The 24,982-nt window shown below is 64.5% G+C and carries 19 protein-coding genes; 5 read left to right on the top strand and 14 right to left on the bottom strand.

The window, feature by feature from the left end; translation table 11 throughout:
• Positions 1–47: 47 nt before the first annotated feature.
• Together Q362_RS0113860 and Q362_RS20740 are read right to left on the bottom strand one after the other, a co-directional pair.
• On the bottom strand, positions 48–3,692 hold the full coding sequence (locus tag Q362_RS0113860; RefSeq protein ID WP_028319181.1) for a DUF3683 domain-containing protein: 3,645 nt from the start codon (positions 3,690–3,692) through the stop codon (positions 48–50).
• Between the two features lie 255 nt (positions 3,693–3,947).
• A complete protein-coding gene (locus Q362_RS20740; protein WP_051554339.1) occupies positions 3,948–5,972 on the bottom strand; it encodes a monovalent cation:proton antiporter family protein in 2,025 nt (674 codons plus the stop codon).
• Between the two features lie 458 nt (positions 5,973–6,430).
• On the opposite strand from Q362_RS20740, the gene lepB reads away from it, so the two are divergent.
• The gene (gene lepB, locus Q362_RS0113840) at positions 6,431–6,928 is read left to right on the top strand and encodes a signal peptidase I (protein WP_028319179.1); all 498 of its coding nucleotides are present in this window, start codon (positions 6,431–6,433) and stop codon (positions 6,926–6,928) included.
• Positions 6,925–7,419, top strand: a complete 495-nt coding sequence (locus Q362_RS0113835; RefSeq protein ID WP_157470143.1) for a hypothetical protein — start codon at positions 6,925–6,927, stop codon at positions 7,417–7,419. Before lepB ends, Q362_RS0113835 begins: the two co-directional genes overlap by 4 nt.
• A 25-nt stretch (positions 7,420–7,444) precedes the next feature.
• On the opposite strand, the gene Q362_RS0113830 is transcribed toward Q362_RS0113835, so the two are convergent.
• From Q362_RS0113830 to Q362_RS20735, 3 genes are all read right to left on the bottom strand, one after another.
• Complete coding sequence (locus Q362_RS0113830) at positions 7,445–8,362, bottom strand: AEC family transporter (protein WP_035216822.1); 918 nt, start codon at positions 8,360–8,362, stop codon at positions 7,445–7,447.
• 171 nt (positions 8,363–8,533) lie between these two features.
• A complete protein-coding gene (locus Q362_RS0113825; protein ID WP_028319176.1) occupies positions 8,534–8,839 on the bottom strand; it encodes a transcriptional regulator in 306 nt (101 codons plus the stop codon).
• Positions 8,827–9,486 carry a 3'-5' exonuclease gene (locus Q362_RS20735; RefSeq protein ID WP_051554338.1) on the bottom strand — a complete coding sequence of 220 codons (660 nt, stop codon included), beginning with the start codon at positions 9,484–9,486 and terminating at the stop codon, positions 8,827–8,829. The genes Q362_RS0113825 and Q362_RS20735 overlap by 13 nt, the downstream gene beginning before the upstream one ends.
• Before the next feature lie 140 nt (positions 9,487–9,626).
• On the opposite strand from Q362_RS20735, the gene Q362_RS0113815 reads away from it, so the two are divergent.
• Both Q362_RS0113815 and Q362_RS0113810 read left to right on the top strand, forming a co-directional pair.
• Positions 9,627–10,136: a C-GCAxxG-C-C family protein gene (locus Q362_RS0113815; RefSeq protein ID WP_245590233.1), complete on the top strand. Its 510-nt coding sequence runs from the start codon at positions 9,627–9,629 to the stop codon at positions 10,134–10,136.
• 81 nt (positions 10,137–10,217) lie between these two features.
• The gene (locus Q362_RS0113810; protein WP_028319174.1) at positions 10,218–11,069 is read left to right on the top strand and encodes a hypothetical protein; all 852 of its coding nucleotides are present in this window, start codon (positions 10,218–10,220) and stop codon (positions 11,067–11,069) included.
• Positions 11,070–11,220: 151 nt separating this feature from the next.
• On the opposite strand, the gene Q362_RS0113805 is transcribed toward Q362_RS0113810, so the two are convergent.
• The 9 genes from Q362_RS0113805 to Q362_RS22345 form a co-directional block, all read right to left on the bottom strand.
• The gene (locus tag Q362_RS0113805; protein ID WP_028319173.1) at positions 11,221–12,432 is read right to left on the bottom strand and encodes a GGDEF domain-containing protein; all 1,212 of its coding nucleotides are present in this window, start codon (positions 12,430–12,432) and stop codon (positions 11,221–11,223) included.
• The gene (locus Q362_RS0113800; RefSeq protein WP_028319172.1) at positions 12,429–13,286 is read right to left on the bottom strand and encodes a hypothetical protein; all 858 of its coding nucleotides are present in this window, start codon (positions 13,284–13,286) and stop codon (positions 12,429–12,431) included. Before Q362_RS0113800 ends, Q362_RS0113805 begins: the two co-directional genes overlap by 4 nt.
• A 300-nt stretch (positions 13,287–13,586) precedes the next feature.
• The gene (locus Q362_RS20730) at positions 13,587–14,066 is read right to left on the bottom strand and encodes a transposase (RefSeq protein WP_035216820.1); all 480 of its coding nucleotides are present in this window, start codon (positions 14,064–14,066) and stop codon (positions 13,587–13,589) included.
• Positions 14,067–14,322: 256 nt separating this feature from the next.
• On the bottom strand, positions 14,323–17,292 hold the full coding sequence (locus tag Q362_RS22350) for a PAS domain S-box protein (RefSeq protein ID WP_051554337.1): 2,970 nt from the start codon (positions 17,290–17,292) through the stop codon (positions 14,323–14,325).
• Between the two features lie 89 nt (positions 17,293–17,381).
• Positions 17,382–19,055 carry a methyl-accepting chemotaxis protein gene (locus Q362_RS20720; protein WP_051554336.1) on the bottom strand — a complete coding sequence of 558 codons (1,674 nt, stop codon included), beginning with the start codon at positions 19,053–19,055 and terminating at the stop codon, positions 17,382–17,384.
• 4 nt (positions 19,056–19,059) lie between these two features.
• On the bottom strand, positions 19,060–19,539 hold the full coding sequence (locus Q362_RS0113785) for a hypothetical protein (protein WP_028319171.1): 480 nt from the start codon (positions 19,537–19,539) through the stop codon (positions 19,060–19,062).
• 405 nt (positions 19,540–19,944) lie between these two features.
• Positions 19,945–21,951, bottom strand: a complete 2,007-nt coding sequence (locus tag Q362_RS0113780) for a serine hydrolase domain-containing protein (RefSeq protein WP_028319170.1) — start codon at positions 21,949–21,951, stop codon at positions 19,945–19,947.
• 68 nt (positions 21,952–22,019) lie between these two features.
• Positions 22,020–24,029, bottom strand: a complete 2,010-nt coding sequence (locus Q362_RS0113775; RefSeq protein WP_035216818.1) for a serine hydrolase domain-containing protein — start codon at positions 24,027–24,029, stop codon at positions 22,020–22,022.
• A 312-nt stretch (positions 24,030–24,341) separates the two neighbouring features.
• Positions 24,342–24,680 carry a hypothetical protein gene (locus tag Q362_RS22345; RefSeq protein ID WP_028319168.1) on the bottom strand — a complete coding sequence of 113 codons (339 nt, stop codon included), beginning with the start codon at positions 24,678–24,680 and terminating at the stop codon, positions 24,342–24,344.
• 104 nt (positions 24,681–24,784) lie between these two features.
• On the opposite strand from Q362_RS22345, the gene Q362_RS0113765 reads away from it, so the two are divergent.
• On the top strand, positions 24,785–24,982 hold a 198-nt coding region (locus Q362_RS0113765), incomplete at its 3' end, for a transposase (protein ID WP_028319167.1).

The following is a 24,982-nucleotide window of genomic DNA, read 5'->3' as shown; positions in this document are numbered from 1 at the left end:
TGCGTCCGTCCCGTGCCGGGGAAGTGCCCGCGGCACGGGACGGACGGTCAGAACGTGATCACCTCGGCGTTCCGCACCAGCCCGATCAACTCCTGCCGCCAGGTGGCGCCGCCGAGCGATTCGGCCAGCAGCACGGCCAGATGCTGCGGTTCGACGGCGAGGTCGCGGTTGCGGCCCAACCCGGAAATGCACGACGGACAATTGGTGACAATGGTGTGCGGGCCCGGATGGCCTTCGGTCGCTGCCCGGAGATGGTCGCGTTTGCGCCTGAGCATGGCCCCGGCGATGTCCGGCCGGGACAGGGCCAGGGTGCCGGCCTCGGAACAGCAGCCGGCGACGGCAACCGCCTTGGCCCCGAGCCGCCGGAGCATCAGCGTCCCTTCGCCCTGAAGGGAATCGTGGCAGGGGGCATGGTAGAGATACGATGGCGCACCGGTTGCGGCGAACCGTTCCGGCGCCAGTTCGAGCACGAAGTACGAGACGTCGGCCAGGGCACCGCCGAATATCGCCTCGGCGCCCAGGTCGTGCAGGGCCTCCCGGCAGGTGCCGCAGCTGACGACCACTCCGTCGAAACTGATATAGCCGAGCATCTCCCGGATCTGGCTGAGCACGATGGTGTCGCGCAGGGTCACGTCGCTGTACATTCTGGCCTTGGCATTGGCCCTGGCCGGAAAACCGCAGCACAGATGGGCCGGCGGCAGGACCACCCGGACGCCGGTGGCGAGCAGGCTGTAGATGGCCGCTTCGGCGATGGTGCCGTACAACCGTTCCGACCCGCAGCCGGGGAAATAAAAGACGGTCTTGCCGACCGGCTCCCGCGGGGCGAGCACCAGGGCCTGGTTAAGCGAGGTCGGGGGCAGCAGGTCGCGCAGCGTTTTCTTCGAAGGTGGCATCATCGGCGCCTTGAGCAGGCTGACCAGCCGCCAGGGCTTGGCCCGCATCGCCGCGGGCGCCTGGTGCAGTAGCTCGGCGCCGAGCCGTTGCAGGCTCGCGCCCCATTCGACCACGGTCTTGCGGAACACCAGGTTGTACACCCGGTTCCTGGTCTTGAGGTAGTGCAGCGACAGCCGGGTGGGCAGGGGCGTGTGCTTGTAGCCGCGCTCGCTTAAAATTTCGCGTTCGAGGATGGAGACCCGGGCCGTGTCGATGTCCACCGGGCAGGGCTTGAGGCATTTGCCGCACAGGGTACAGTGGTCGGCGATCTCTTCGAGATTTTTCAACTGGTCGAAGCGCGGAAAGTGCGAGCGCTGCATGTCGTAGAGCAGGGCCTCGATCAGCGAGCCGATGGCCAGGTTCTTGTTGCGGGGATGGAAGAATATGGTGCTGCCCGGATAGAACACGCAGCAGTCGGCTTTGCACTTGCCGCAACGGATGCACTGCGAGATCCGGCTGGCCAGGGTTTCGAGGGAGCCGTGCTGGAGAATGCGCGCCTCCAGTTCCAGCAGGTTGAAGGACGGGGTGAAGACCCGGTCGATGATGTCGGCGTCGACCAGCTTGCCGGGATTCATCACCCCGGCCGGATCGACCTGGCTGCGGTAGGCGGCGAGGCGGTCGACCAGGTGTTGGTCGAGGAATTTCATCTTGGTGATGCCGATGCCGTGCTCGCCGCTGACCACGCCGCCCAGGGCCACGGCCTTGGCCATGACCGCGTCGGCGGTTTCGGCCGCGCGCCGCATCATGGCCCGGTCGTTGGAAAAGACCGGGATGTTGACATGGACGTTGCCGTCGCCGGCGTGCATGTGGGTGGCGATGATGATCCGCCGCTGCCGGACCTCCTCGGCGATGCGGCGGATGTTGGCGCTGATCCGGGGGTAGCCGCGGAACAGTTCCAGAAGGCCGGCGGTCAGCGCCTTGAGGTGGGTCTCGCCGCGCAGCGCCTCGACGGTGCCGGTGGCCAGGCCGGTCAGGGCGGCGCCGCACAGTTCCGCCGCCTTGGGGATCTTGGCCTCCAGCCAGTCGGGATCCTCGACCGGCTCGGCGATCTGCAGGTAGGCCAGGAGGTCGCGCACCACGGTTTCCTGGTTGTAGCGGTCCTCCTCGACATTGGTGGCGTCGACGAAACGGGCGAATTCGGCCAGGGTGGGCAGCGGCAGGACAATGTCCTCGTTCAGCTTGAAGGCGTTGGTGCGGGCGGCGATGGCGCCGAGCCGCTTGCGGTCGCGCCAGAAGCGGCCGGCCTCGTCGGCGTCGCTGGCCACGAAGATTTCCGTGTTGGCGTAGCGCTCCAAAAGCCGGAGCAGGGCGGCCTTGCCCCGCAGGACCTGCTCGGTGGTGTGGCCGACCATATCGACGAGCAGCACCGCCTTGGGCGCTTCGCTCCGCGCCGCCTTGACCTTGTAGTTGATCGCCCGGATGTACTCCTCGTCGAAATGCTCGAGCGCCATCAGGGCCTCCTCGCCCCGGTTGACGAACTGCTCCGAGATCTCGACGATGACCCTGCTGGCCTCGTCCATGTCCGGGCCGAAAAATTCGAGGCAGAAGGTCAGCTTCTTTTCGTAGGCGGGGTAGAGGATGAACTCGGCGGAGGTGATCACCCCGTCGGTGCCCTCCTTCTGCACGCCGGGCAGCCCGCCCAGGGCCTTGTTGGTGATGTCCTTCCACAGCCCTTTCTTGCGGATCTCGTCGCCGCGCAACTCCACGCGCCGCAGAAGCGTATTGCCGGCGTCGAAGACCTCGAACACCACTCGGTCGGCGGGCATGATCTTCCGCATGGGATGATGGGCGCGCCGCACGGTCACCAGGCCGGCGCCGGGCATGGCGATGGTGTAGGCCAGGAGATTGTCGATGGCCGTGCCCCAGAGGACCGCGGTCTTGCCGCCGGCATTCTCCGAGATGTTGCCGCCGATGGTCGAGGCCCAGGCGCTGGTCGGATCGGTGGCGAAGACGAGCCCGCGCTGCTCGGCGTACTGCATCGCGTCCTGGGTGATGACTCCGGCCTCGAGGCGGAGCACCGCCATCTCTGCGCTGGTGCCGTCATCGCGCTGGAAAGGGCGACGGTTGATCCCGTGGATGCGGTTGAGCTTCTCGGTGTTGATCATGACGCAGCCGGTGCTGACCGGCACGGCCCCACCGGTGAGGCCGGTGCCGCCGCCCCGCGGGATGACGTGCAGGCCCAGCTCGGCGATGGCGGCCAGCAGGGCGGGAACCTGTTCCTCCCGGTCGGGCCGCGCCACCGCCACCGGCAGATGCAGCCGCCAGTCGGTGGCGTCGGTGGCGTGGCTGATCAGGCTGAAGGGGTCGAAGCAGACGTTATCGGCCCCGATGATGGCGCCGAGCCGTTTGCGGATCGTTGCCCTGGTCCGCGGCGCGCCGCCGATCTCCCGGTGCAGGTGCCGCATCCGTTCGCGGCAGAGATGGACCAGGTTGACCACCTGGCCGGTCCGGCGCTCGTCCACCTTGACTTTTTTCGCCGTTTCCTCGATGAGATCGAGGTCCTGCTTCATGGTGCGGAAGAACGACCGGCGGCGGCGCGGCGAATCGATCAGTTCCTGGTGGAGAAAGGGGTTGCGCCGGAGGATGAAGAGATCGCCGATGCAGCGCATGACCAGCCGGGCCGAACGGCCGGTGACCCGTTGGCTGCGCAGCTCCTCCAGGTCGTCCCAGACCGCGGGGCCGAAGAGGTGGTTGATGATCAGCCGGTCGTCGGCCGAGGTGAAATTATACGGAATTTCGCGATAGTTGATGGAATGCATACGGGTTTGCCTGATGGGAACGGATACGGATGCCCGAAGACGGCGGCAGGACCGCGGTCAGCGGGGTCGGGGCTGACGGGAAAATCGCCGGATTGGTGGCCGCTGTCGGGAAAAAAGCGCTGCAGAGACGTCGAAGAGATTGGCATGGGAAACGCAACAAGGAATTCTTTCGTACCACACCGCAGCGATCCCTGCAAATACTTCGCGCGGTGGTGTTCGGCGGCGGACACGGGATGCGGCGGGGCTCTCCCCGCCTCACGCGGCGGTATCGAACGCGATATGCCCCGCTTCTTCCGCGGGCTGGGGAGCGAAGGCGACTTCCGGGACGAGGAAGTTGGCGCGAAAGGCGTCCCTGGCCTTGCCGGAGCCGATGAGAGCCACCTGATCCTTTTCCTGGAAGCGGTACTGCGGGCCGGGATTGGGCTCCAGGTGGCCGTCGCGGAGCACGCCGACCACCGAGGCCCCGGTCTTCTTGCGGATCTCGGATTCGCCGATGGTTTTGTCGTGCAGGGAACTGCCCGGCGGAACCGTCAGCCATTCAAGGTCGAACTGCTGCTCGGCCGCGCGGAATTGGGTGAGGGTCTGGTAGGGGTTGTCCTGGCGCACCTTGGTGGAATAATACTCGCGCCGCAGCGTTTCCGTCTGACGGTGGATTTCGGTCACCGGCACATGCAGGGCGAGCAGGGCCTGCCGGGTCATTTCCAGGCCGGCCTCCAGCTCGGGGTAGACCAGGTCGGTCACCTTGAGTTCGTTGAAAACATCGAGGAAATCGGGGTCGGAGAGCCGGGCCACCATGGGGATCGCGCTGTTGAACTCACGGGCATGGGCGACAATTCCCTGCGATTCGACCATGCCGGGAATGGTGACCACCAGCAGGGAGGCCGTGGCCAGCGACGCCGCATTGAGGACGATCTCGTGGCTGGCGTCGCCGTAGACCACGGCGTATCCGGCCTGTTTGGCCTGCTCGATCCGCCGCTGATCCAGTTCAATGATCACGAAGGGGATGCTCAGGCGATGCAGGGTCGTCGCGATCTGCAGCCCCACCCGGCCGCCGCCGGCGATCACCACGTGTTTTTCGAAGCCCTGTTCGGGAAAATTGATCGATTCCAGCGGCTCCTTCTGGAACCACTTCTTTTTCAGGGCATACAACCTGGAAGTCTGCCCCGAGACCACCGGGGTCAGGATCATGGTGAGCACGGCGGTGGTCAGGACCATGTTGTACAGGTCCGTGCTGATGGAGCCGGTCGCCAACCCGATCCGGGCCAGGACAAAGGAAAATTCGCCGATCTGGAACAGGCCCAGGCCCACGGCGATGGGGATGACGTTGCCATAGCGGAACAGCCATGAGACCGCGGCGAAAATGCATCCCTTGCCCAGGCTGACCAGGATGACCAGCAGCAGGATGGTGCCGAAATGGTGGAAAAGGAACCTGGGGTCGAGCAGCATGCCCACCGAGGCGAAGAAGAGCAGGCCGAAGACGTCGCGCAGGGGAATGATGTCGCTTAGGGCCTGGTGGCCGTAGTCGGACTCGTTGAGCACCATGCCGGCGATGAAGGCGCCGAAGGCAAAGGACAGGCCGACCAGGTAGGTGGCGTAGCCGATGCCCAGGCCGATGGTGATGATGGCCAGGAGAAACAGCTCACGGGAGCCGAGTTTGGCGATCTGCCGCATCAGCCAGGGCAGCAGCTTGATGCCGAGCACGAACATGCAGGTCAGAAACAGGGTGGCCTTGACCGCGGCTTGGCCGAGCGAAACCAGGCCCGCGGCCGGATCGTTCATCAGCGGCAGGATGATCATCATCGGCACCACCGCCAGGTCCTGCACGATCAGCATGCCGATCATCACCTTGCTGGACAGGGTGCCGAGCCAGCCCTGGTTCATCAGCGTCTTGAGGATCACCATGGTCGACGACAGGGAGATGAGGGCGCCGAACCAGACGCAGGTCTTGCCGTCCCACCCCATCAGCCGGCCGATGCCGATGCCGAGCCCCATGGTGCACGCCAGTTGGAGCGTGGTGCCGAACAGGGCGATCCATTTGACCGGTTTCAGGTCGTTGTGCGAGAATTCCAGCCCCAGGGCAAAGAGCAGCAGACCGACGCCGATTTCGGCCAGCAGTTCGATCTCATGGACCTCCTGGATGGTCATGCCGCCGGTGTGCGGGCCGAGAATCACCCCGGCGAGAATGTAGCCGAGAATAAGCGGCTGGTGCAGCCGCTGCATGAGGAGGCCGCAGAAAAAAGCGGTGAGGACCAGAAGAATGATGTCGGTGGTGATGCCCATGGCGCCGGCTCGGGAAAAAACAAAAAAGTACAAGGATGTGCCCGGGTAATGGGCGGGAAATGGTTTCGATGGAATATACCAGAGGCGGAGGAAATGGCGAGGAGATTCCCGTGGCGTTTTTTTATGACGATTCCATCGGGGTCCGGCTCATGGCCGGCAGCCCGCCGATCGTGTTGCGGGTGCGTGCTGCCGGCCTGGCGCGGCCGTCCCCTGTGCGCCTTTTTGCGGATTTCCGGGGGAAGGTGTGCTACCATGCGGCACCATCGGGCGGCAGGAGCAGGCGGCCTGGCCGCGGATACAAGGGCGCTGCCCGTTGACCAAAGGAGAAGGCTGATGTACATCCAGGGCGGCATGCCGCCTTCACCCGCGTTTTTTCCCGGAACCGGCAGGGCCGCCACGGCCGTGGCGGCCGGGAACCGTTCGGTTCAGGTCGCCGTCCGGGACAGGCGTACCATCCCATGACAGTGGCACCGTTGCGCCGTTTTCTGTTCCCGGAGCTGAACCGGCGCTTTCTGCTGCGCCTGCTCCTGGTGGCCCTGGCGGCCACGGCGGTGTTCACCCAGGTCCTGATTCCCCTCCGCATCGAGGGGAAAAGCATGGAGCCGACCTACCGGGACGGCGGGTTCGCGTTCTGCTGGCGCGGCCGCTACCTGTTTGCCGAACCAGGCCGGGGCGATGTGGTGGCGATCCGTTTTGCCGGCCAGCGGGTGATGCTGCTCAAGCGGATCGTCGGGCTGGCCGGCGATACGGTCGAATTCCGCAACGGCGCCCTGTTCGTCAACAACGCCATGGTGCGGGAGCCGTATATCCGGTCGCCCTCGGACTGGAACCTGGCCCCGCGCCGGGTGGAGCCGGGCAAGGTCTACGTGGTGGGCGACAACCGTGCCGTTCCGCTGGAACGGCATCAGATGGGGCAGGTGGAGCGCGCGCGGATCGCGGGAGGGGTGCTGTGGTGAATGGCAGAACGATCGTCGTCGCTGTCGTGGTTGCGTTCGTCGCGGCCGTGGCGGCCTACCGCTTCTGGCCGGGTGATGAGCGCGCGATCCGCGGGCAACTGGCCCTGGTCGAGGAGATGGGGTCGAAGGACGAGGCCGAACAGCCGATGGACGGCCTGGTCAGGGCAGCACAGCTTGCCGCCCTGTTTGACGATCCCTGCCAACTGACGGTGGAATCGACACGCCACGCCGGTTCCTTTTCCCGCAAACAGATCCAGGATCGCATCGTCCTGGTGCGCACCTCGTTCGCCCGGGTGCGGGTGTCGCTGCACGACATCGTCATCGACCGCATCGACAACGGGACCGCCGCGCTGCACGGCACCCTCCGCCTGAGCGGGCAGGGCACGGGAGACCCCGTGGCCGATGTCCAGGAAGTCCGGGTCGAAATGGCCAGGATCGACGGCCAGTGGCTGTTCACCGCCGTGACCCTGGTCGAGGTTCTGGAACGCTGAACCTCCGCCGGGTCGCCGGCCGCCATCATGCCGCCATCAGGAGCACCAGGGCCATGGAACCGAAGGAGAACAGGGTCGACACGACGATCACCGCCGAGGCCAGCTCGGTGTCGGAGTGCAACTGGGAGGAGAGGATGTAGATGGCGGTGGAGGTGGGCAGGGCAAAGAAGAGCATGCTCACCTTCCAGGCCAGGCCGGTGACCCCGAACAGCCAGAGGCAGATCAGGCCCAGCAGCGGCAGCACCGCCAGCTTGAAGCCGGCCGCGGCGAGAGCCAGGCCCATGTTGTTCCGGAGACTGGCGAAGGTGAGGCTGCCGCCGACGGAGAACAGGGCCAGGGGCAGGGTGACCTGGGACATCAGCTTGAGGGTGTTGTCCACCGGCGTGGGAAAGGAGCCGACCGTCCGGGCGTAGACGATGCCGCCGACGCAGGCCAGGATCAGCGGATTGGCCACCAGGTTTTTGACGGTGGTCGAAAGGCGGTTGCCGGTGCCGTCGCCGGTGTCGTACCAGATCAGCACCGCGACGCAGAGCACGTTGACGACCGGGATGATCAGGCCGATGAGGATGCCGTACAACTGTACCCCGGCCTCGCCGAAGGCGTTGATCAGCACCGCCATGCCGATGTAGGTGTTGAAACGGTAGCAGCCCTGGTTGAAGGAGCCGGCCTGGAACGGGGCCACCGGCCGCCAGCGGATATAGAGCAGGCTGAGGCCGCAGATCGCCGCCACCGCCAGGATCGAGGCCGAAAGAGAGCGCCAGCCGTCGTCGACATGCAGCGGGGCCGAGCCGATCTTCCAGAAGAGCATCAGGGGAAAGAAGACGAAGTAGACCAGTCGATCCGAGGTCCGGAGAAAAGCCCCGTCGATGAGTCGCCGGTGCTTGGCCGCCGCCCCGAACAGGATCAGCGCCAGGACCGGGAAAAGGGCGTCGAGCAGGATCATGACGGCATCGTCCCTGGGATGAAGGCGGAAAATGGTGGGCCGGGGCGACGGTCGGCCAGCCTTTCCGGGGCTACGGGGATATTCCCCATGCGGGCTTGCCGGCAGGGCGGCAGGAGACGCGCCGGGCGCAACGGATCTCCCTGCCGGTGCCGCGCCCCGCGCACGGCCGTTTCAACCGATCGCATAGCGGGGCCGGCGGATGCGGGTTTTCCGGCAGCGGGGACACTGCCCCGGCGGCTGCGGCCGGCTGCGATCCCGGAAAATAAAGCCGCAGTTCAGGCAGACCGGCGGCTCGATGACGAGCCGTCGGCCCCCGGCCTTGAGGCTGCGGCCGACGTGCGCGAGATGGGCGTGGATCTCCTTTTCCGATTGGCGCAGTTCCCGGGAGAGTTCGCGCGCGCCCAGGGGGCCGGTGTTCAGCAATTGAATGATCCGGCGGCGGATGGAAGCCCCGCCGGTGTCGTTCAGGCGGTCCATGCCCCGGTCGCGACCGGTTGCAGCACCCGCTGCGCGTCGATGTGGGCGCGGATGAAGCGATCCACCTTGGACCGGGCGATCCGGGTGAGGGCCTGGATCAGGGCAAAGGGCACCTCTTCCAGGTGGTAGCGGCCGCGCAGCAGGTCGGTCATGGCGATCCACAGCTGGCCGGTCATCTCGGCGTCGGCCAGGGCGCGGTGAAAGGTGCCGTCGGTGCGGATGCCCAGGTGGCGGACCAGGGTGGCGAGCTTGTGGTTGGGCGAGCCGGGGAACAACCGCCGCGAGGCCAGCACGGTGCAGGCCATGGGATTGATCCGCTCCCTGCCGATGCGGGCCAGCTCGGCGTCGAGAAAGGTGCCGTCGAACCGGGCGTTGTGCGCCGCCAGCGGGGTGTCGCCGATCCAATCGGCGAACCGGGTCATGACCTCCTCGCAGTCCGGCGCCGCGGCCACCAGTTCGTTGCTGATCCCGGTGAGGGATTCGATGAACCAGCTGATGGCGAAACCGGGGTTCATCAGCGCCTGGAAGCGGTCGACCATCATGCCGTCCTCGATCCGCACCGCGCCCACCTCGATCGGTCGGTCGCCGAAGGCGGGGGAGTGGCCGGTGGTTTCGAAATCAAGGACGATGACGGCGGATTCTGGCATGGCCACAGGGCTCGGCTGAAGAATTCGGATCGATTCCAGGTACCACTCTGTCACAAAAATCGGTGTGCGCATCAGGGGCGAATCGGGTACAGTCAACCGCTGTTACTCTAATCCACCTTCCCACTCAATGCATGGAGGAAATGATGCGGCCGGATGAAATGCGGGAGAGAGCGATTGAGCTGTTCAAGCAACGGATGCACTGTAGCCAGGTCCTGGCCATGGTCGGGTTGGAAAAGCTGGGAGTGAACGATCCCTCGGTGATCAAGGCCCTGGGCTCCTTTGGCGGCGGTATCGGCGGCACCGGGCATATCTGCGGCGCCCTGGTGGGCGCGGCCTCGGTGATCGGCACCCTCTACAGCCGCTCCAGCCTGGAGGAAAAGGAAAATCCACGGATATGGGCCGCCACCAAGACGGTGATGCGCCGGTTCGAGGAACTGACCGCGCAGTACGGCGGCATCGACTGCGGCCAGATCGCCCGGGTCGACTGGATGGACCGCGACCAGGTCAAGGATTTTTACGGCAATCCCGACAGCCGGCGCCAGCACTGCATCACCGTGGTCGGCGAGACCGCCAGGACCCTGGGGGAGCTGCTGGAACAGGAGGCCGATTGGCTGGCCGCCAAGCAGACCGAGCAGAAACAGGACAAATAACAACCAAGCGCCGGCGGCCTGCCGCGGTGCCGAAGGACGGGGCAGTCGCACGACTGCCTTTTTTATCGGACGAGGAGTTGCATGGAGTTCTTCAATTTTTCCGCCGCCGAGATCGGGCGGATCAACCGGGCCCTGACCTTCATCAACACGCGGGAGGTCGACCTCGACCGTCTGTCCGGTCGGACCGTGGTGGTCAAAACCGGGAATTTCGAAGACGAATGCCGGCAACTGGCCCGTTACTATCCCCATCTCGGCCTGGAAAGCGCCGGTGCCCGCCTGGTGTTCAACACCGCCAGGGAGGGCGACCACACAATCCTGGTGAACAGGGAGGGGATTGCCGGTCTCTCCTACATCCACAGCCTGGCGACCGAGCTGGTGCACCTGGGCAACCTCAGCCGCTACAACGCCGACCATGGCAACGTGTACCGCCTGGAACCCGGGCAGGCCATTGCCGACCACTACTACGAATTTCTTCTCTGGTCCAAGTTCCTGGCGATGAAGATCGCCACCCGTGTCCACGCCCTCGTGTCCTGGCATGAGGTCAACGGCGAGGAGGCGCCCGCCGACGGCCGCTATCGGTTCGCCCAGACCAGTTTTCCGGACGAGGGCATCAGGGCTGCCCTGGCGGCGGCGCAGCGGGCCGCGACCCTGGCTGCCTGGCGGGAGGGCTACTGGGACCTGCTGGAGGAACTGGCGCTGTACTTCGGCCGGTTGGCCTTCTATCAGCAGGAGCCGCGTCCCGCCGAACTGGACGGGCGGTTCCCGGCCGACATCGTCGGCGAGGTGGTGGGGCTGGACAACTGCCTGGCCTTCTACGGCACCCTGTTGCGGGCCTGGGATTACCCCGCCTGGCTGGCCGAGAAGCACACCCTGCGCCGGTTCATCGTGGCCATGCAGGAGCGGGGCGGGGAACGGTACGGCACGGAAGCCTGAGAGGGTGTTGCCATTCCGCCCGAACCGCGGCCGACCGCTCTTTTTGGATCTCGGCGTCCAGGTGGTTGGCGACAGAGTCCGTCGGCCGTCGAACGAGAACCCGAGGCAGGAGTCCGTCAAGGAACAGGCATCCGGCGCCGGAACGCCAAGATCAGCGGCGGCTCTTGCGGGCGTACATGGCTCGGTCGGCATGCACCAGCAGGGCGGCGCTGGTGGTGCCGTCGTCCGGGAAGCGGGCCGCGCCTATGCTGGCGCCGACGCTCAGGATATGGCCGGCGTACTCCTGCGGCTGGGCGATGGCCTCGCCGAGTTTGTCGATCAGTGCCTGCAGGGTGTTGTCGCCGTGCAGGTTTTCGACGATGACGACGAACTCGTCTCCGCCCAGGCGCACCACGGTATCGCTGTGCCGCACGCCGGCCTGCAGGCGGCGGGCGGTTTCTTGCAAGATGCGGTCGCCGGCCGCGTGGCCGTGCGTGTCGTTGATGGGCTTGAAGCCGTTGAGGTCGATCAGCAGCACGCACCCCGGCTTCCGATGGCGCTGAGCGCGCCTGAGGGCACGTTCCAACTCCTCTTCCAGCACCAGCCGGTTGCCCAGGCCGGTCAGCGGATCGCGACGGACGGTTTGCATCAGCGCCTGTTCGTTCTCGCGCAATTGGCCGATCACCTTGGTCAGTTCGAGCATCAACTCGTCGTAGGCCTGCATGACATCACCCAGTTCGTCGTTGTGGCGACGGATTTCCTGTTCAAGTGGGGACGTGCCGCTACGGTCGGGTTCGATGCCGGTGCGGATCGCCGCCCGGAAACGGTCGAGCGGCTCGCTGATGGTACGCCTGAAGACGATCAAGGTGCCGGCCAACATGACGCCGAGCAGCGCGAAGAACAGAACCAGGTAACGCCAGAGGACTTCCAGGGCGGCGGTGATGATGGAGGTCGGATGGAACTGGACCTCGAGTTCGCCGACGTCGAATTGGCGGGATCGTTCGTCGCGATAGACGATGGCCGTGCGGTAGCGGGGCGCATCCCCGCTTTCGAGCATCTGCGTGCCGCTGGCAAGCCGTTGTTCCTGACAGCGTTCTGTCAGCCGCGCGGCGGCCACGGCGGGCAGATGCGCCAGGGCGTCGACAATGCCCTGGGCGGTGGCATTGTCGCAATCCCAGAGCGGCTTGACGAGGGACTGGGCAAAGGTGTCGACGGTCTTCCGGCGTTCAGTGGCCCCCTTGCTCTGTTCGGCGTGGTAGCCGATCAGCACCGTGCCGGTCGTGGCGAGCGCAAAGGCGAGCAGCAACGGAACCAGCAATTGCCGCACGAACTGCTGGTAAAGCGACCGGCGCGGCAACGGCGGCCTGTCGGCAACGACAGTCATCGGACCTCCGGGCGAAACAGCAGGTGGCGCCAGGCCGACGGCACCAATCCGGGGCCGTAAAAGGGGTTGTCGATGTCGATGATGACGCGGTCGCGCAGCACGTCCGCAGCCGGCGGGCGGCGATACCGACTCCAGATGCGCAAAAATTCGCCGCTGGCGATCAGCCTGTCGAAGCCGCGCCGCAGGGCCGCATGGACCTCGTCGGCATCGGCCTTGGGCGAGACCCAGACGAAACGGAACCAGGGGTAGCGCACGATCAGGTGCGGATCCACCGTCAATTGGGGGTACGTCTTGCGGAAGTGCGGCAGGAAATGGGTCAGCGTCTCCTCCAGGCCCAGGGGAAACAGATCGAGCAGGCCGGCCTCCATTTGCAGGGCGAATTCGCCGTCGGCCCAGTCCTTGATTTCCTTGGTCGGGATGCCGGCATGGCGGTATATTTCCACATCCATCCAGCCGATGTTCTGTCCCATGTTGAAGCCCCTGAGGTCGCTGGCGGTCCTGACGCGGGCGAGCTTGTCGCGCTGGCTCGCCAGCAGCAGGTTGACGCGGTAGCCGAGCAGGCCTCGGTCCAGCGGCACCGGAATCATGCGCAGCCGGCCTGCGCGCACCAGTCGGAGCCGCGCCGGGGTCGCGGGCATCATGTCGATGTGGGTATGCCCCGCGCTGATCATGTGCAGGTTGCGGCGCTCGTTGCCCTTGGGGGCATCGACGAAGACCGCCGACATGCCGCCGATTTCCAGGGCCGCCCCGACCAGGGCGCGGGCATGCTGCAGGTGGGCTTCGTTCTGGACCACGAGGACCGGTGGCGCACCGGCCGCAGGCAGGCCGGACAGGGCAAGGACGAGAACCAGCACGGTGTGTCGGCGGAGGAGCGCACGCGGGCCGCGAGCACGGCCGGAAGGCGGGGGGAGCATGTTCCCCCGGGTATCCTGAAAGCCCATGCAGCGGTCACCCCCGAGCCGTACGCCATCGCGGTTCAATCATGAATGATCTCTACTCGTCATCATGGTGTGCGGAATGCTCATCGCCGCTGCCACCATGCCACTACATCTGCTCGCTCGCGTCGCGGTACCGGGTTGCGGAAACGATTGAACCGGGCATGGACACGCCCGACGGCCGCGTTCTTTCCCGCCAGCAACTCCAGGGCAACGCCGTCATGCCGATCGGCCCCGCTGGCGACAGGCGACGAAAGGACGCCACCCTCGTCGACCACCGGTTTTTACCCGCCGGTGCCATCGTGCCGGATCGAGGTCAACGGATTCGTGGAGCAGGGTGTCCCGACTCTTCGAACCATCGACGGGTTCCCAGATCCAGGCGATCCCTGCCATTTCATCGTGCTCGGCCAAGCCCCGCAGCCACAGATGACCCAAAAAACCCGCTCGTGTCCATTGCTTGAACTTGCGATGGGCGGCCGCTGACCCCAGGCCTTCAAACTTCTCCCGTGGCAAGGCGTTCCAGATGATACCGGTGCGCAGCACATACACGATGGCGGCAAAATAGACCCTGTTCGAATACCTGGGTTTTCTTCCTCCTCCTGGTTTGCGCTGGTAGTTTTTTCCTTCCATGCGTGTCGACGTTGGGATCAAGGGCTCAACCAGTGCCCAAAACTCGTCGGAAATCCCCCAGGTTTTCATTCGTGCCACGGGACCTTCTCGTTAACTTTTTTGGTAAAAAATATCACCATGTTATGGTGTTGGCCAGGATTTATTTGCAGATAAAACCCGGGAGTCGGAACGGACCACGGGCCGACCCTCGCTGCCCGGTGTTCACCGGTCGTCCGGCTGAAAGGCACAGGCAGTGGACCTCGTCATTGCCATGACGAATAAAAGCAAAAAATATAACGTGGTATATTTTTGCGCGGACTCAACGGGACGATTCGGCAAAGACCGCTCATCCCCGCTCGATCACCTCCCGGATCTTCTTGCTCAGGGTGCGGGCGGAAAAGGGTTTCTCGAGAAAATGCAGCCCGTCCCGAAGGACACCGTGCCGGGAGATGATGTCGTCGGTATACCCCGATATGAACAGCACCGCGATGGCGGGACGGATCAGTTGGATCGCCTGCGCCAGTTCCTGGCCGTTCATTTCCGGCATGACCACGTCGGTCACCAGCAAATCGATGGCCTGCGGGTATTCCCTGGCCAGTGACAGGGCCTTGGTCGGCGTGGAGGCCGCCAGCACGGTGTAGCCCCGTTGTTCGAGGATATAGACGCCGAGTTCGAGAATGGCGGTCTCGTCCTCGACCAGCAGGATGGTTTCGGTCCCGAGGGCCTGGAGGGCAGTCCCGTTTTTCCCGGTGTCCCGACCGGGGGAAGGCGCCTGGGGCAGGTAGAGGCTGAAGGTCGTCCCCCGGCCCGGCTGACTGGCGACCGTGACCGTGCCCATGTTCTGCTTGACAATGCCGTACACCGTGGCCAGCCCGAGGCCGGTGCCCCGGCCTTCCTCCTTGGTGGTGAAGAACGGCTCGAAAATCCGCGCCATGGTGGTTTCGTCCATGCCGCAGCCGTCGTCGCTGACGGTGATCCGCACGTACATGCCCGGAGCCAGGTCCAGCCCCAGACGGCTGTCGCGCGCGATCCGGACCGTGCTGGTCGCGATCACCAGGCGGCCGGCGCCGGTGATGGCGTCGCGGGCGTTGACCGCCAGATTCGCCAGAATCTGGCCCAGCTGGGTCGGGTCGATCATCACCTGTTCCGGCTCCGGCGAGGGCTTCCAGGCCAGTTCGATGTTTTCGCCGATCAGCCGGTGCAGCATTTTCAGGGTTCCGGCGATGGTTTCGTTGATGTCGAGCAGGCGCGGGGAAACCTCCTGCTTGCGGGCGAACGCCAGCAGCTGCCGGGTCAGATCCGCCGAATGCATGGCGGCGTGGTGCACCTCCCGCAACCGTTTGTGGAGCCGGTGATCCTCGCTCAACTCGTTGAGGGCCATCTCGACATAGCTGCTGATGATGGTCAGCATGTTGTTGAAATCATGGGCCACTCCGCCGGCCAGCCGTCCCATCACCTCCATTTTCTGCGACTGGAGCAGTTGCGCCTCCAGTTTCCTTTGCTCCTCCTCGGCCCGTTTCCGCTCGGTGATGTCGCGGCTCACCCCCCGATAGCCGAGAAAGGCGCCCTGCTGGTCAAAAACCGGAGTGGCGCTCGATTCCAGGATCACCGTCTCGCCGTCCTTGCGTACAAAGGCGCGGCAGAGCTGGGTGTAGGGCTGATGGTCGGCGAGCACCTTTTGAAAGCGTTCGATGCTTTCAGGGGATTCGATTTCCCTGTTCAGAATATCGAGCCAGGATTTGCCGACAAACTCTTCCGGACAATATCCCAGCAGGTCCAGCGATCGCCCGTTGGCAAAGGAATAGCGGTGGCCCGGTCCGGTTTCCCAGATGAAATCGCTGACGCTTTCGACCAGATCGGTGTAACGCCGGGCGCTTTCGGCCCGAGCCTTTTCCATGGCCCGCCGCCTGGACTGATCGCGGAACACCAGGACCACCCCGGTGATCCGGCCCGATTCGTTGCGGATGGGGGCCGCGCTGTCGGCGATGGGACGGCGGCTGCCGTCCCTGGCGATCAGCAGGGTATGGTTGCTCATGCCGGCCGTCATGCCGTCGCGCAGCACCCGGTCGACCGGCAGTTCCACCGGCTGGTCGCTGTCCTCGTTCACCCCTTGGTACACGAGGGCCAGGGGGCTGCCGAGCGCATCTTCCTCCTTCCAGCCAGTGAGCGCCTCGGCCGGGGGATTCATGCGGGTGACGCGCCCCTCGGCGTCGGTGGCGATGACCCCCTCGCCGATGCTGTACAGGGTGGCGCGGATCTCGCCCCTGGTGTGCCGGTGCTCCCGTTCCTCCCGGAGAAGTGCCTCGAACAGCGCCTTGCTTCGGGCCAGGTTCGCCAACTGCACCAGAATGCCGGCAAGGACCGTGGCCATGGCCACCAGGAGCAGAATCGCCCCGGCCCGGTAGCGTGCTTCCGCCAGGATGTCACGGGTATCGGTTTTGGTGATCAGGAACCACCCGGTTTCCGGCACCCTGTTCAGATCGGCCAGCACCTCGACGCCCCGGTAATCGATCCCCCGCACCATTCCGGTCGCGCCCTGGACGGCCTGAACAACGGGCGTATCCACCATGGACAGGGGCTGCCGGAAAGACAGGGGGGGATGGTCCCGATGGCGGAGCGGGTTGAGCACGAGCACGTCGCTCCCGTCCTTGCGGATGAGCAGCGTTTCGGCCTTGCTGTTCGCCGTCGGCCACGACTGGATCATGGGATAGAAGTCGCGGTGCGGATCGGCCACCAGAAGGAGCACCATGATCACCCGTTCCCCGTCGAAAACCGGGGCCGCCACTTCCAGATGGGGCCGGTCGCAACTGCGGCAATGGAAAAAATCGCCGAGCACGGCCTGTTTTGACGCAGCGACCTGGCTGACCAGGCCCTGCTCCGGCGGCTCCAGTTCAGTGATCCGGGGAACGAGGGAGAGAAGGATGCGCCCGCTGGTATCGGTCAGCACCATGTTGTCGTAGCCTTCGTTTTCCTGGAAAAACTGCAAGCGCTGCCGGATTTCCTCCATCAGGACGGGGCTTGGGGAATGCCGCCACTCCTGGGCGAGCATCCGGACCATGCCCGAGGAATTCATCCGCGCATCGGCCAGCCGCTCCTGGCGCCAGGTCTGGATCTGGTTGATTTTCAATTGGGCGATGGAATGCAGGGTTTCGCCGTGTTCCCGCAGGATCGTCCGCTCCTGCTGCCGGTACAGGCCATATCCGCATGCAACGAGCGCGATCAGGACCAGGCAGAGCACGACCGGGATGGTACGGGCAAAGAACGTTCGCCGGGGTGGCGTGTCAGCGGCGGGCAGAAGATGGGGGGCGATGGGCATGGCGTTTTTGTCGGGCGGTTGCCGCCGGGTGCGGGCAGTCGGAACAACGTTCGCGGCGGCTCGAACCCGGCAGTGCGGTCGAGCGGTTGTCAGACCGGCGCGATCTTGAATTGTTTGACGAGCGTTTCCAGTTGATTGGCCAGCGCGGCAAGACTGTTCGCGCTGGTCTGTACCTGATGGGAACCGTCGCCCACCTGGTTCGACTGGCGGCTGATCTCGCTGACATCGCGGGTGATATCGGTCACCACCACCGAACTCTGGGCAACGTTTTCATTGACCTCGGCAATGCCCATGGACGCCTGGGCGATGTTGCCGGCAATCTCCCCGGTCGCCGCCGACTGTTCCTCCACCGCCGTGGCGATGGCGTTGATCACGCCGTTGATCTCGATGATCACCTCGGAGATCTGCGCGATGTCGCCGACGGTGGCATTGGTGGTCGTCTGCATTTCATCGATCTGGTTCTTGATGTCAACGGTGGCCTCCGCGGTCTGCCGGGCCAGCTCCTTGATTTCGTTGGCGACCACCGCAAACCCCTTGCCGGCCTCGCCGGCCCGGGCCGCCTCGATGGTGGCGTTGAGCGCCAACAGGTTGGTCTGTTCCGAGATTTCGGTGATCGTTTCGGTGACCCGCCCGATTTTCTGGGCCGATTCGCCCAGTTCGGTCATCTTGGCCGTGGTGGCCCGGGACTGCTTGACCGCGGCGTCGGTGATGGTGCGGGCCTTTTCGGCGCTTTCCGCTATTTCTTTGACCGTTGCCGTCATCTCCTCGGTGGAGGAGGCGATCATGTTGACGTTGCTGGTCGACTGTTCCATGGCGGCGGAGACCGACTGGAAGTTGGTGCTCATCTCCTCGGCCGCCACGGCGACGGACCCCGATTTGTCGGCCGTGTCCTTGGCCGCCGAGGACAGCTGCCTGGAAACGGCGGCCAGGTCGTTGGAAGACGCGGTCAGGCTGCCGATGCCGGCCACGATTTCCCGGATCGTGGTGCCCAGTTGGTCGACCATGAGGTTGAGTGACCGGGCCATGTGGCCGATTTCATCCTTCTGGCGGATGTTCAGATGCGCGGTGAAATCGCCCTTGGCCATGGTGTCGGCCAGGGCCGAGGCCTTGTGCACCGGCGCGGTGATCGAGCGGACGATGACAAAGGCCAGGATCACGCTCAGGACCAGGGCGGCCGTCAGCAGGCCCGCAATGGAGACGGTGGCGTTCTGCGCGGCGGTTTCGGCCTTTTGCCCCGACAGCTTGGCCTGTTCCGTCTGAAAATCGATGATTTCGCCAATGCCCTGCAGGTAATCGCGCTGCGTTTGCCTGACCTCGGCGAGCAGTGTCTTTTTCGCCTGGTCGATCTGGCCGGCGGCGATCAGGCTCATGTAGGTCTCGATCGAACGGACATAGGCCGATCTGTACTCCGTGCATTTCTTGATCAGCGCCACGCCCTTGTCGCTTTTGATGGTGCCGGCCAGTTTGTCGAACAGTTCGGTGATCTTCGCGCGGGCCTCGTCGATCCGCCGGAGTTCGTCGGCCTGGTGCCGCTGGTCCTCGTCGATGATGAGGTTGCGCAGGGCGCGGGCCACGATATTGACATTGTGCATGATCGTGTTGGCCTGGTCGACCTTGACCATCCGGTCCTCAACCAGCAGGTTGATGTCGCGATGCAGCGATTTGATGGCGGTGAGCCCGTAGACACCCACCGCCAGCATGAGCGCCAGGAGGACGCCGAATCCGAGGCTTAACCGCATTCCGATCTTGAGATTGTTCAACATATCGTTACTCCTTGTGGTCTGGATGGAAGTGTGGATGGCAGGAAAAGTCGAACCGTGGCGATGCGGCCGCAGCGGTCCCCGGTTGTCCCTCCGCAGGCGCCGTCCCTTCGCACGCCGCCTGCCTGAACAGGTTGCGCAGATAGTGGGGAAGACTGCGCAGATTGGTATCGAGAAAAAAGACCATGCGCGGCGTCAGGAGCCGGTGCCTGGTATCGTTGGCCTGGTCGCAACTGCGCATGACCAGCAGAACCCTGAAACTGTCGTATTCGTCGCGCAGCCGGAGCAGGTCGTCCAGGTCTTCGTCGTTGCCGGCATAGAGAACGAGGGGATCGCTGCTTCGCAGCTCCAGGCTGAGAGGCGAGGTGAACCGGGTCCCCGGCGGCAGGGTGACCAGCCGGAAACCAAAGGACAGCCGATGCAGAAAGGATTCGAGATGACGAAACGCGGCGGAATCGCGGGCCGCGTACAGAAACAGTTTTTTCACGAACCATCCGTCTTTGTTGACAATTTTCGGCCATGGTGCCCGAAGGATTCCAGAGCACGAAACATGCCAGAAGCAGCCCGGATCACGACCTGCGCCAAATGCAGGGATTTTTCACGGAGTTGCCGTCGAGGCGGAATGGTTGGGGAACAACAGGGAAACCAGGGGAGGGAGGAAATCCAATTTGTTGGACCATTTCCTGTCTACTTTCCTGGATTCGTTAGCCCGCATCGTCCGGTGAAACTGAAAAATACAGGGGCGCGGGAGGCCAGATGCGCATCAGGCGCGCATCGGTTTCTTCCTATGAACAGAGGGGGGAGGGCCACTCGTCGGACGGAACGGCCGAGGGGCCGATGTTCGGCCGTTCCGTTCGTGAAAAAATACCGGGAGAACCCGGCCCGGTACCGGTCAGCGGGCGTGCACGCCGAAGGTGTCGCCCGGTTCGCCGGCCACGGCGACAAAGCAGCCGGCCGGCACAAAAACTTCGCCGCTGTCGGTGACGCTGTCGTACATGGGGCCGGAGTCCGGATTGATGACGACGATCCGGCCGGAGGCCGGCGCGGTGAAGCTGAGGATGGCATCCGTGCCGACCTTCAGCCATTCGTTGTATCCCGCGCTCCCGATGCTCAGGCTGGCCGTGCCGCCGGACAGCGTCCGGGCCGCGTCGGCGGGCGTGAACAGCATGCCGGAAAGCCAGGCCCAGGTGACGCCGTCTTGCTCGTCGAGGCTGAGTTCGATGAGGTCGCGGGTGTTGCTTACGGGATAGCCGGCGGTGGTCGGACCGGTGACCTTCATGATCATGCCGCTGAAATCGACGTAGCCGGGCAGGCTGGCGTTCGTGCGGGAAGCGAGGAGGAAGGTGTCGATGGCCGGCCCTTCGAAGGCCTTGGCGTTGCGGCGCAGCCAGTGACGACCGTCGACGGTGACGGCCAGTTCTTGCGGAGCCGCCAGCGGCTCGATCTTTTCGGCGTAAACCGAATCCACGTTGAGGGTGGGATGATGCCCCAGCAGAGAGCGATGGCCATCGACGGTGGCAAAGGAGTAGGTGCTGTGGGGCTCGTGAAAACGGCCTTTGCTGAACACGGCGGAGAAAACCCTGCTCTCCTGGCCGTCGCTCAGGCTGGAGACGACAAGGGCGTTCGCGGCGGCATCGAAACCGACGCGGATCGGGCCGGTGTTCCTGGCGTAGTATCCTGTATAGGCTGCCAGTTCGGGCGGGATGGGTTCGCCTTTGGGCGGCGCGGTCACCGTCGCCGGGGCGTTGGCCAGAAGACCTTTTTCCGTCAGGTAGGTTTTGAGCAGGTCCAGGGCGAAGGTCATGGCGTTGCCTGAGCTGCCGGTCTGGATGACGGCCACCGAGATCCTCTTGTCGGGGACGGTGAACAGCATCGAGTTGTATTCGCCGGTGCCGCCGCTCTTGCCAAGAACATGCATGCCTTGGGCTTTGAAGTCGGGAAGTTCGGCGAAGTCCCACCCCAGGCCGTAACTGAAGAGGTCGCCGCTGAGTTTGCCGTTGATCTCGGCCGGCTGGACCTTGCCCATTTCGGCCAGGGAAGCCGGCGAAAGGATGTGGCGGCCAGCGGGGGCGAAGCTGTCGGCGAAGCGGCAGATGTCCTCGGCGGTGGCCGACAGCCCGCCCGAACCGAGCAGCGACAGCACTTCGAGCGGCAGGGCCTTGCCGGCCGGGGTGTAGTCTCTGGCAACGACCAGATCCTTCTCCGGCCGTTCGCCCACGCCGGTGCCGGTGTATTTCAGGTCCAGCGGCACGAAGATCCGTTGCCGGAGAAAGTCGAGGTAGCTCATGCCCGAGACCTTGACGACGATCATCTCGGCGAGGGTGAAGCCATCATTACAGTACGGGTTGAACTCGCCCGGCCGGTGTTTCAAGTGGGACCGGGCGAGAATGGCGAGAACGTCCCGGTAGAAATCCTTGTTGTACTTGAAGCCGAAACTGCTGGGGCCGATCGTGCCGGGCAGGCCGGAGGCGTGGTTGAGGAGCATGCGGACGGTGATGGCCTTGTAGCGTTCGTCCGCCATGGTGAAATCGGGCAGGTACTCGACCGCCGGGGCATCGAGCCTCACCTTGCCGTCGTCGACCAGCAGCATGATGGCGGTGGCGACATAAACCTTGCTGATCGAGCCCATGTTGAAGAGGGTGTCCTTGTCCACCGGCAGGCCCTTTTCCCGGTCGGCCATGCCGAAGCCTTCGGCGTAGACCGTGGTGCCATTGTCCATGATGGCCACGGTGGCGCTGCCGGTGTGGCCCGAGGTGACGGCCTTCCACGCCTCGGTGCGGGCAAAGGCCCTGGTCACGCCGAGGTCCGCGCGTGCAGCGGCGCCGCAGGCCGTTTGGGGTGAAAATGCCATCAGCCCCAGCACCAGGCCGATGGCTGTCGCCAGATGCAGTTTACTCATAATGTCTCCTCCCTGTTCTTGATGGAGCATTGCTCTTGAATGAACGGGTACGGCGATGGCCGAAAAGATCAGCGCGCCCGCACGGTAAAGTCGTCGCCCGGGTCGCCGGCCACGGCCACGAGGCCGCCGGCGGGCACGAAGACCTCGCCGCTGTCGAGGACGCTGTCATACGTGACTTCGCCGGCCGGGTCGAAGACGAGGATGCGTCCTTGGGCGGGCCTGGTGAAGCCGAGGACGGCGTCCCGGCCGATTTTCAGCCATTCGTTGTAAGCCTCCTTGCCGATATGCAGGCTGGCCGCGTCGCCGGCGAGCACGTTGACCGCGGCGGCGTCGCTGAACAGCAGGCCGGAATACCAGGCCCTGGCAACGCCGTCCCGCTCGCTGAGGCTGAGTTCCGAAAGATCGCGCAGGAAGGCGGCGGGATAGCCGGCGGTGGTCGGTCCGATGATTTTCAGGACGCCGCCGAAAAAGATGGAACCGGGCAGGCCGGGAATCTGGCGGGAGTCAAGCAGGGACGGGAGCAGGCCGGAGTCGGGATTGACCTCCTTGCCCGGCATGGTGTATGCGCTGAAGTTGCGGCGCAGCCACCGGCGGCCGTCGATGTCGGGGGCGAGCTTGTGCGGCGCCGGGTCCGGCTCGATCTTCCCGTAGAGGATCGAATCGATATTGAAGAAGGGGAGATACCGGACGAAGTAGCTTTTGCCGTTGACGGCGGTGAAGGAGTACTGGCCGCCGGTGCCGTAAAAATAACCGCCGCTGTATGTGGCCTCGAAGGCCTTGGTTTCCCGGCCGGCGACGACGCCGTAAACGGTCAGTTTCTCCGCCGGCAGGTCGATGCTGAGGCGCAGCAGCTTTTGGCCGTCGGTGTAGTACCCTTCGTGAGGCGCCAGTCCGGCGGGGATCGGTTCGGGTTTGGGCGGCGCGGCGACAGGGGCCGGGACATCCGTTATCAGGCCCTTCGCGGCCAGGTGGATCTTGAGCAGTTTGTAGGCGATTTCCATCGAGTTGCCGGTGCCGCCGGTCTGGACGACAGCCACCGCAATCCTCTGGTCGGGGGCGACGAACAGCATCGAGTTGTAGCCGCTGCTGCCGCCGCTTTTGCCGATAACATCGATGCCCTGGGCTTTCAACTCGTGGATTTCGGCGAAATCCGAACCCAAGCCGTACGGGAACAGCGGGTTTTTCAACCTGCCGCTGATGTCGGCGGGCTGCACCTTTCTCATTTCGGCCAGCGAAGCGTCCGAGAGGATGTGGCGGCCGCCGGACGTGAAGCTGTCGGCGAAGCGGCAGAGGTCCGCGGCGGTGGCCGACAGGCCGCCCGCGCCGAGCGGCGATACCGCCTCAAACGGCAGGACCCTGCCTTCAGGGGTGTAGACCCGGGCGACATCCGCATCCTTTTCCGGCTGCGCGCCCACGCTCATGCCGGTGTGCTTCAGGGCCAGCGGCGTAAAAATCCGCTGCCCGAGGAAGTCCATGTAGCTCATTTTCGAGACCTTGGCCACGATCATCTCGGCGAGGGTGAAGCCGTCGTTGCAGTAGAGGTTTGCTTCGCCCGGCCGGTGCTTGAGGCGGGACCGGGCGAGGATGTCCAGCGTATCTCGGTTGTAGCCGGCATTGTGCTTGAAGCCGCTGGTGTCGAAGCCGACGGTGCCGGGCAGGCCGGAGGCGTGGTTGAGGAGCATGCGGATGGTGATGGCCTTGAAGCGTTCGTCCGACATGGTGAACTCGGGCAGGTGGGTCGTGACCGGATCGTCGAGTTTGACCTTGCCGTCGTCGACCAGCAGCATGATGGCGGTGGCGGCGTAGAGCTTGCTGATCGAGGCGATGTTGAAAACGGTGTCCTGGCCGACCGGCTCACCTTTTTCCCGGTCGGCCATGCCGAAACCCTCGGCGTAGACGATGGCGCCGTTCTCCATGACGGCCACCGCGGCGCTGCCGGCCCGGCCGGCGGTCATGGCCTTCCATATCTGGGTGCGGGCGACAGCCCTGGTGGCGGCGACGGCGGCATCTTCGGCGGCGGATGCGGCGACGGCCGACAGCGCCAGCAGGCCGACGGCCGCCAGACACGGTTTGTTCATGATCTCTTCTCCTTTCTCGTTTTGCTGCGATACGGTTTTTAAAATACTTGATCATCCGGAGCCAGGTGAAGCCGTTGTCCACGCCCTCCGGCCCCGAACCGACCTTCACGGCATGGTCCAGACGGACGACGAACGATTTCGTTCTGCTCCACGACACCCCGAAGCCCGCCCCGCTCAGGCTGCGCCGGTTGGAATCCGGGCCGTCGGACGGTCGTTTGGACAAGAGGACGCTGCCGTTATCGTAAAAGACGCTCAGGGCACGCTCGTTGCTGTCGTCCGACAATCCCGGCAGCCGCCAGCTGAGTTCGGCGGTCAGCTTGTAGCCTTCGTCGCCGGAGGCTCCCCTTGCGGGAAGGCCCGCACGCCGTCGGCGCCGCCGAGGGAGAGTTTTTCCGACGCATCGAGGTTTTTATCGGCCAGTTGGCCGATGAAGTTGAAGTTGCAGATGAGGTTTTTCGTCACAAACTGTTGCCGCTGATAACTGAGCACCGTTTTGCAGAAACCGCCGCCTTTTCGGGTGGTGGCCTCGTCGAGCGCCTGTTCCCCGGCATCCTTGAAACGCAGCCGGCCCCAGGAGCGGGTCAGGTTGAAGGCGTTCATGCCGCCGCCCAGCAGGGGATCGACGAATTCGCCGGACAGGCTCAGGTTCAACAGTCGGCTGGTGCGTTGTGAATAAGTGATTATCCACAAATAAATTGCTCGCAATTTTCCTGCCACCAGCTAATATCCGTTGAAACCAAGCAACGGGGGGAGAAATGGCACGCATCAAAACCTGGGAAATTTCGGATGCATTCTGGGCGATCGTTGAACCGTTGATCCCCACAGATCTGCGAGAAGCCGGAAAAGAATATACTCGTAAGCCGGGCGGCGGCCGAAAGCCGAAGTATTCGAACCGACTCTTTTTCTCCGCAATAGTGTACGTCCTGAGGACAGGAATCATCTGGAACGCCTTG

The sequence above is a fragment of the Desulfobulbus elongatus DSM 2908 genome (genome assembly GCF_000621145.1).
GTDB classification, from domain to species: Bacteria; Desulfobacterota; Desulfobulbia; order Desulfobulbales; family Desulfobulbaceae; genus Desulfobulbus; species Desulfobulbus elongatus.
This window is presented reverse-complemented; position numbering and strand designations above follow the sequence as displayed.

Excerpts from the sequence above, each read along its gene's own strand:
- Q362_RS0113810 (WP_028319174.1), top strand. The coding sequence starts at position 10,218 with ATGGAGTTCTTCAATTTTTCCGCCGCCGAGATCGGGCGGATCAACCGG.
- lepB (WP_028319179.1), top strand. The coding sequence starts at position 6,431 with ATGACAGTGGCACCGTTGCGCCGTTTTCTGTTCCCGGAGCTGAACCGG.
- Q362_RS20735 (WP_051554338.1), bottom strand. The coding sequence starts at position 9,486 with ATGCCAGAATCCGCCGTCATCGTCCTTGATTTCGAAACCACCGGCCAC.
- Q362_RS0113825 (WP_028319176.1), bottom strand. The coding sequence starts at position 8,839 with ATGGACCGCCTGAACGACACCGGCGGGGCTTCCATCCGCCGCCGGATC.
- Q362_RS0113775 (WP_035216818.1), bottom strand. The coding sequence starts at position 24,029 with ATGAACAAACCGTGTCTGGCGGCCGTCGGCCTGCTGGCGCTGTCGGCC.
- Q362_RS20740 (WP_051554339.1), bottom strand. The coding sequence starts at position 5,972 with ATGGGCATCACCACCGACATCATTCTTCTGGTCCTCACCGCTTTTTTC.
- Q362_RS0113805 (WP_028319173.1), bottom strand. The coding sequence starts at position 12,432 with ATGACTGTCGTTGCCGACAGGCCGCCGTTGCCGCGCCGGTCGCTTTAC.
- Q362_RS20730 (WP_035216820.1), bottom strand. The coding sequence starts at position 14,066 with ATGAAAACCTGGGGGATTTCCGACGAGTTTTGGGCACTGGTTGAGCCC.
- Q362_RS0113780 (WP_028319170.1), bottom strand. The coding sequence starts at position 21,951 with ATGAGTAAACTGCATCTGGCGACAGCCATCGGCCTGGTGCTGGGGCTG.
- Q362_RS0113815 (WP_245590233.1), top strand. The coding sequence starts at position 9,627 with ATGATGCGGCCGGATGAAATGCGGGAGAGAGCGATTGAGCTGTTCAAG.
- Q362_RS0113860 (WP_028319181.1), bottom strand. The coding sequence starts at position 3,692 with ATGCATTCCATCAACTATCGCGAAATTCCGTATAATTTCACCTCGGCC.
- Q362_RS20720 (WP_051554336.1), bottom strand. The coding sequence starts at position 19,055 with ATGTTGAACAATCTCAAGATCGGAATGCGGTTAAGCCTCGGATTCGGC.
- Q362_RS22350 (WP_051554337.1), bottom strand. The coding sequence starts at position 17,292 with ATGCCCATCGCCCCCCATCTTCTGCCCGCCGCTGACACGCCACCCCGG.
- Q362_RS0113830 (WP_035216822.1), bottom strand. The coding sequence starts at position 8,362 with ATGATCCTGCTCGACGCCCTTTTCCCGGTCCTGGCGCTGATCCTGTTC.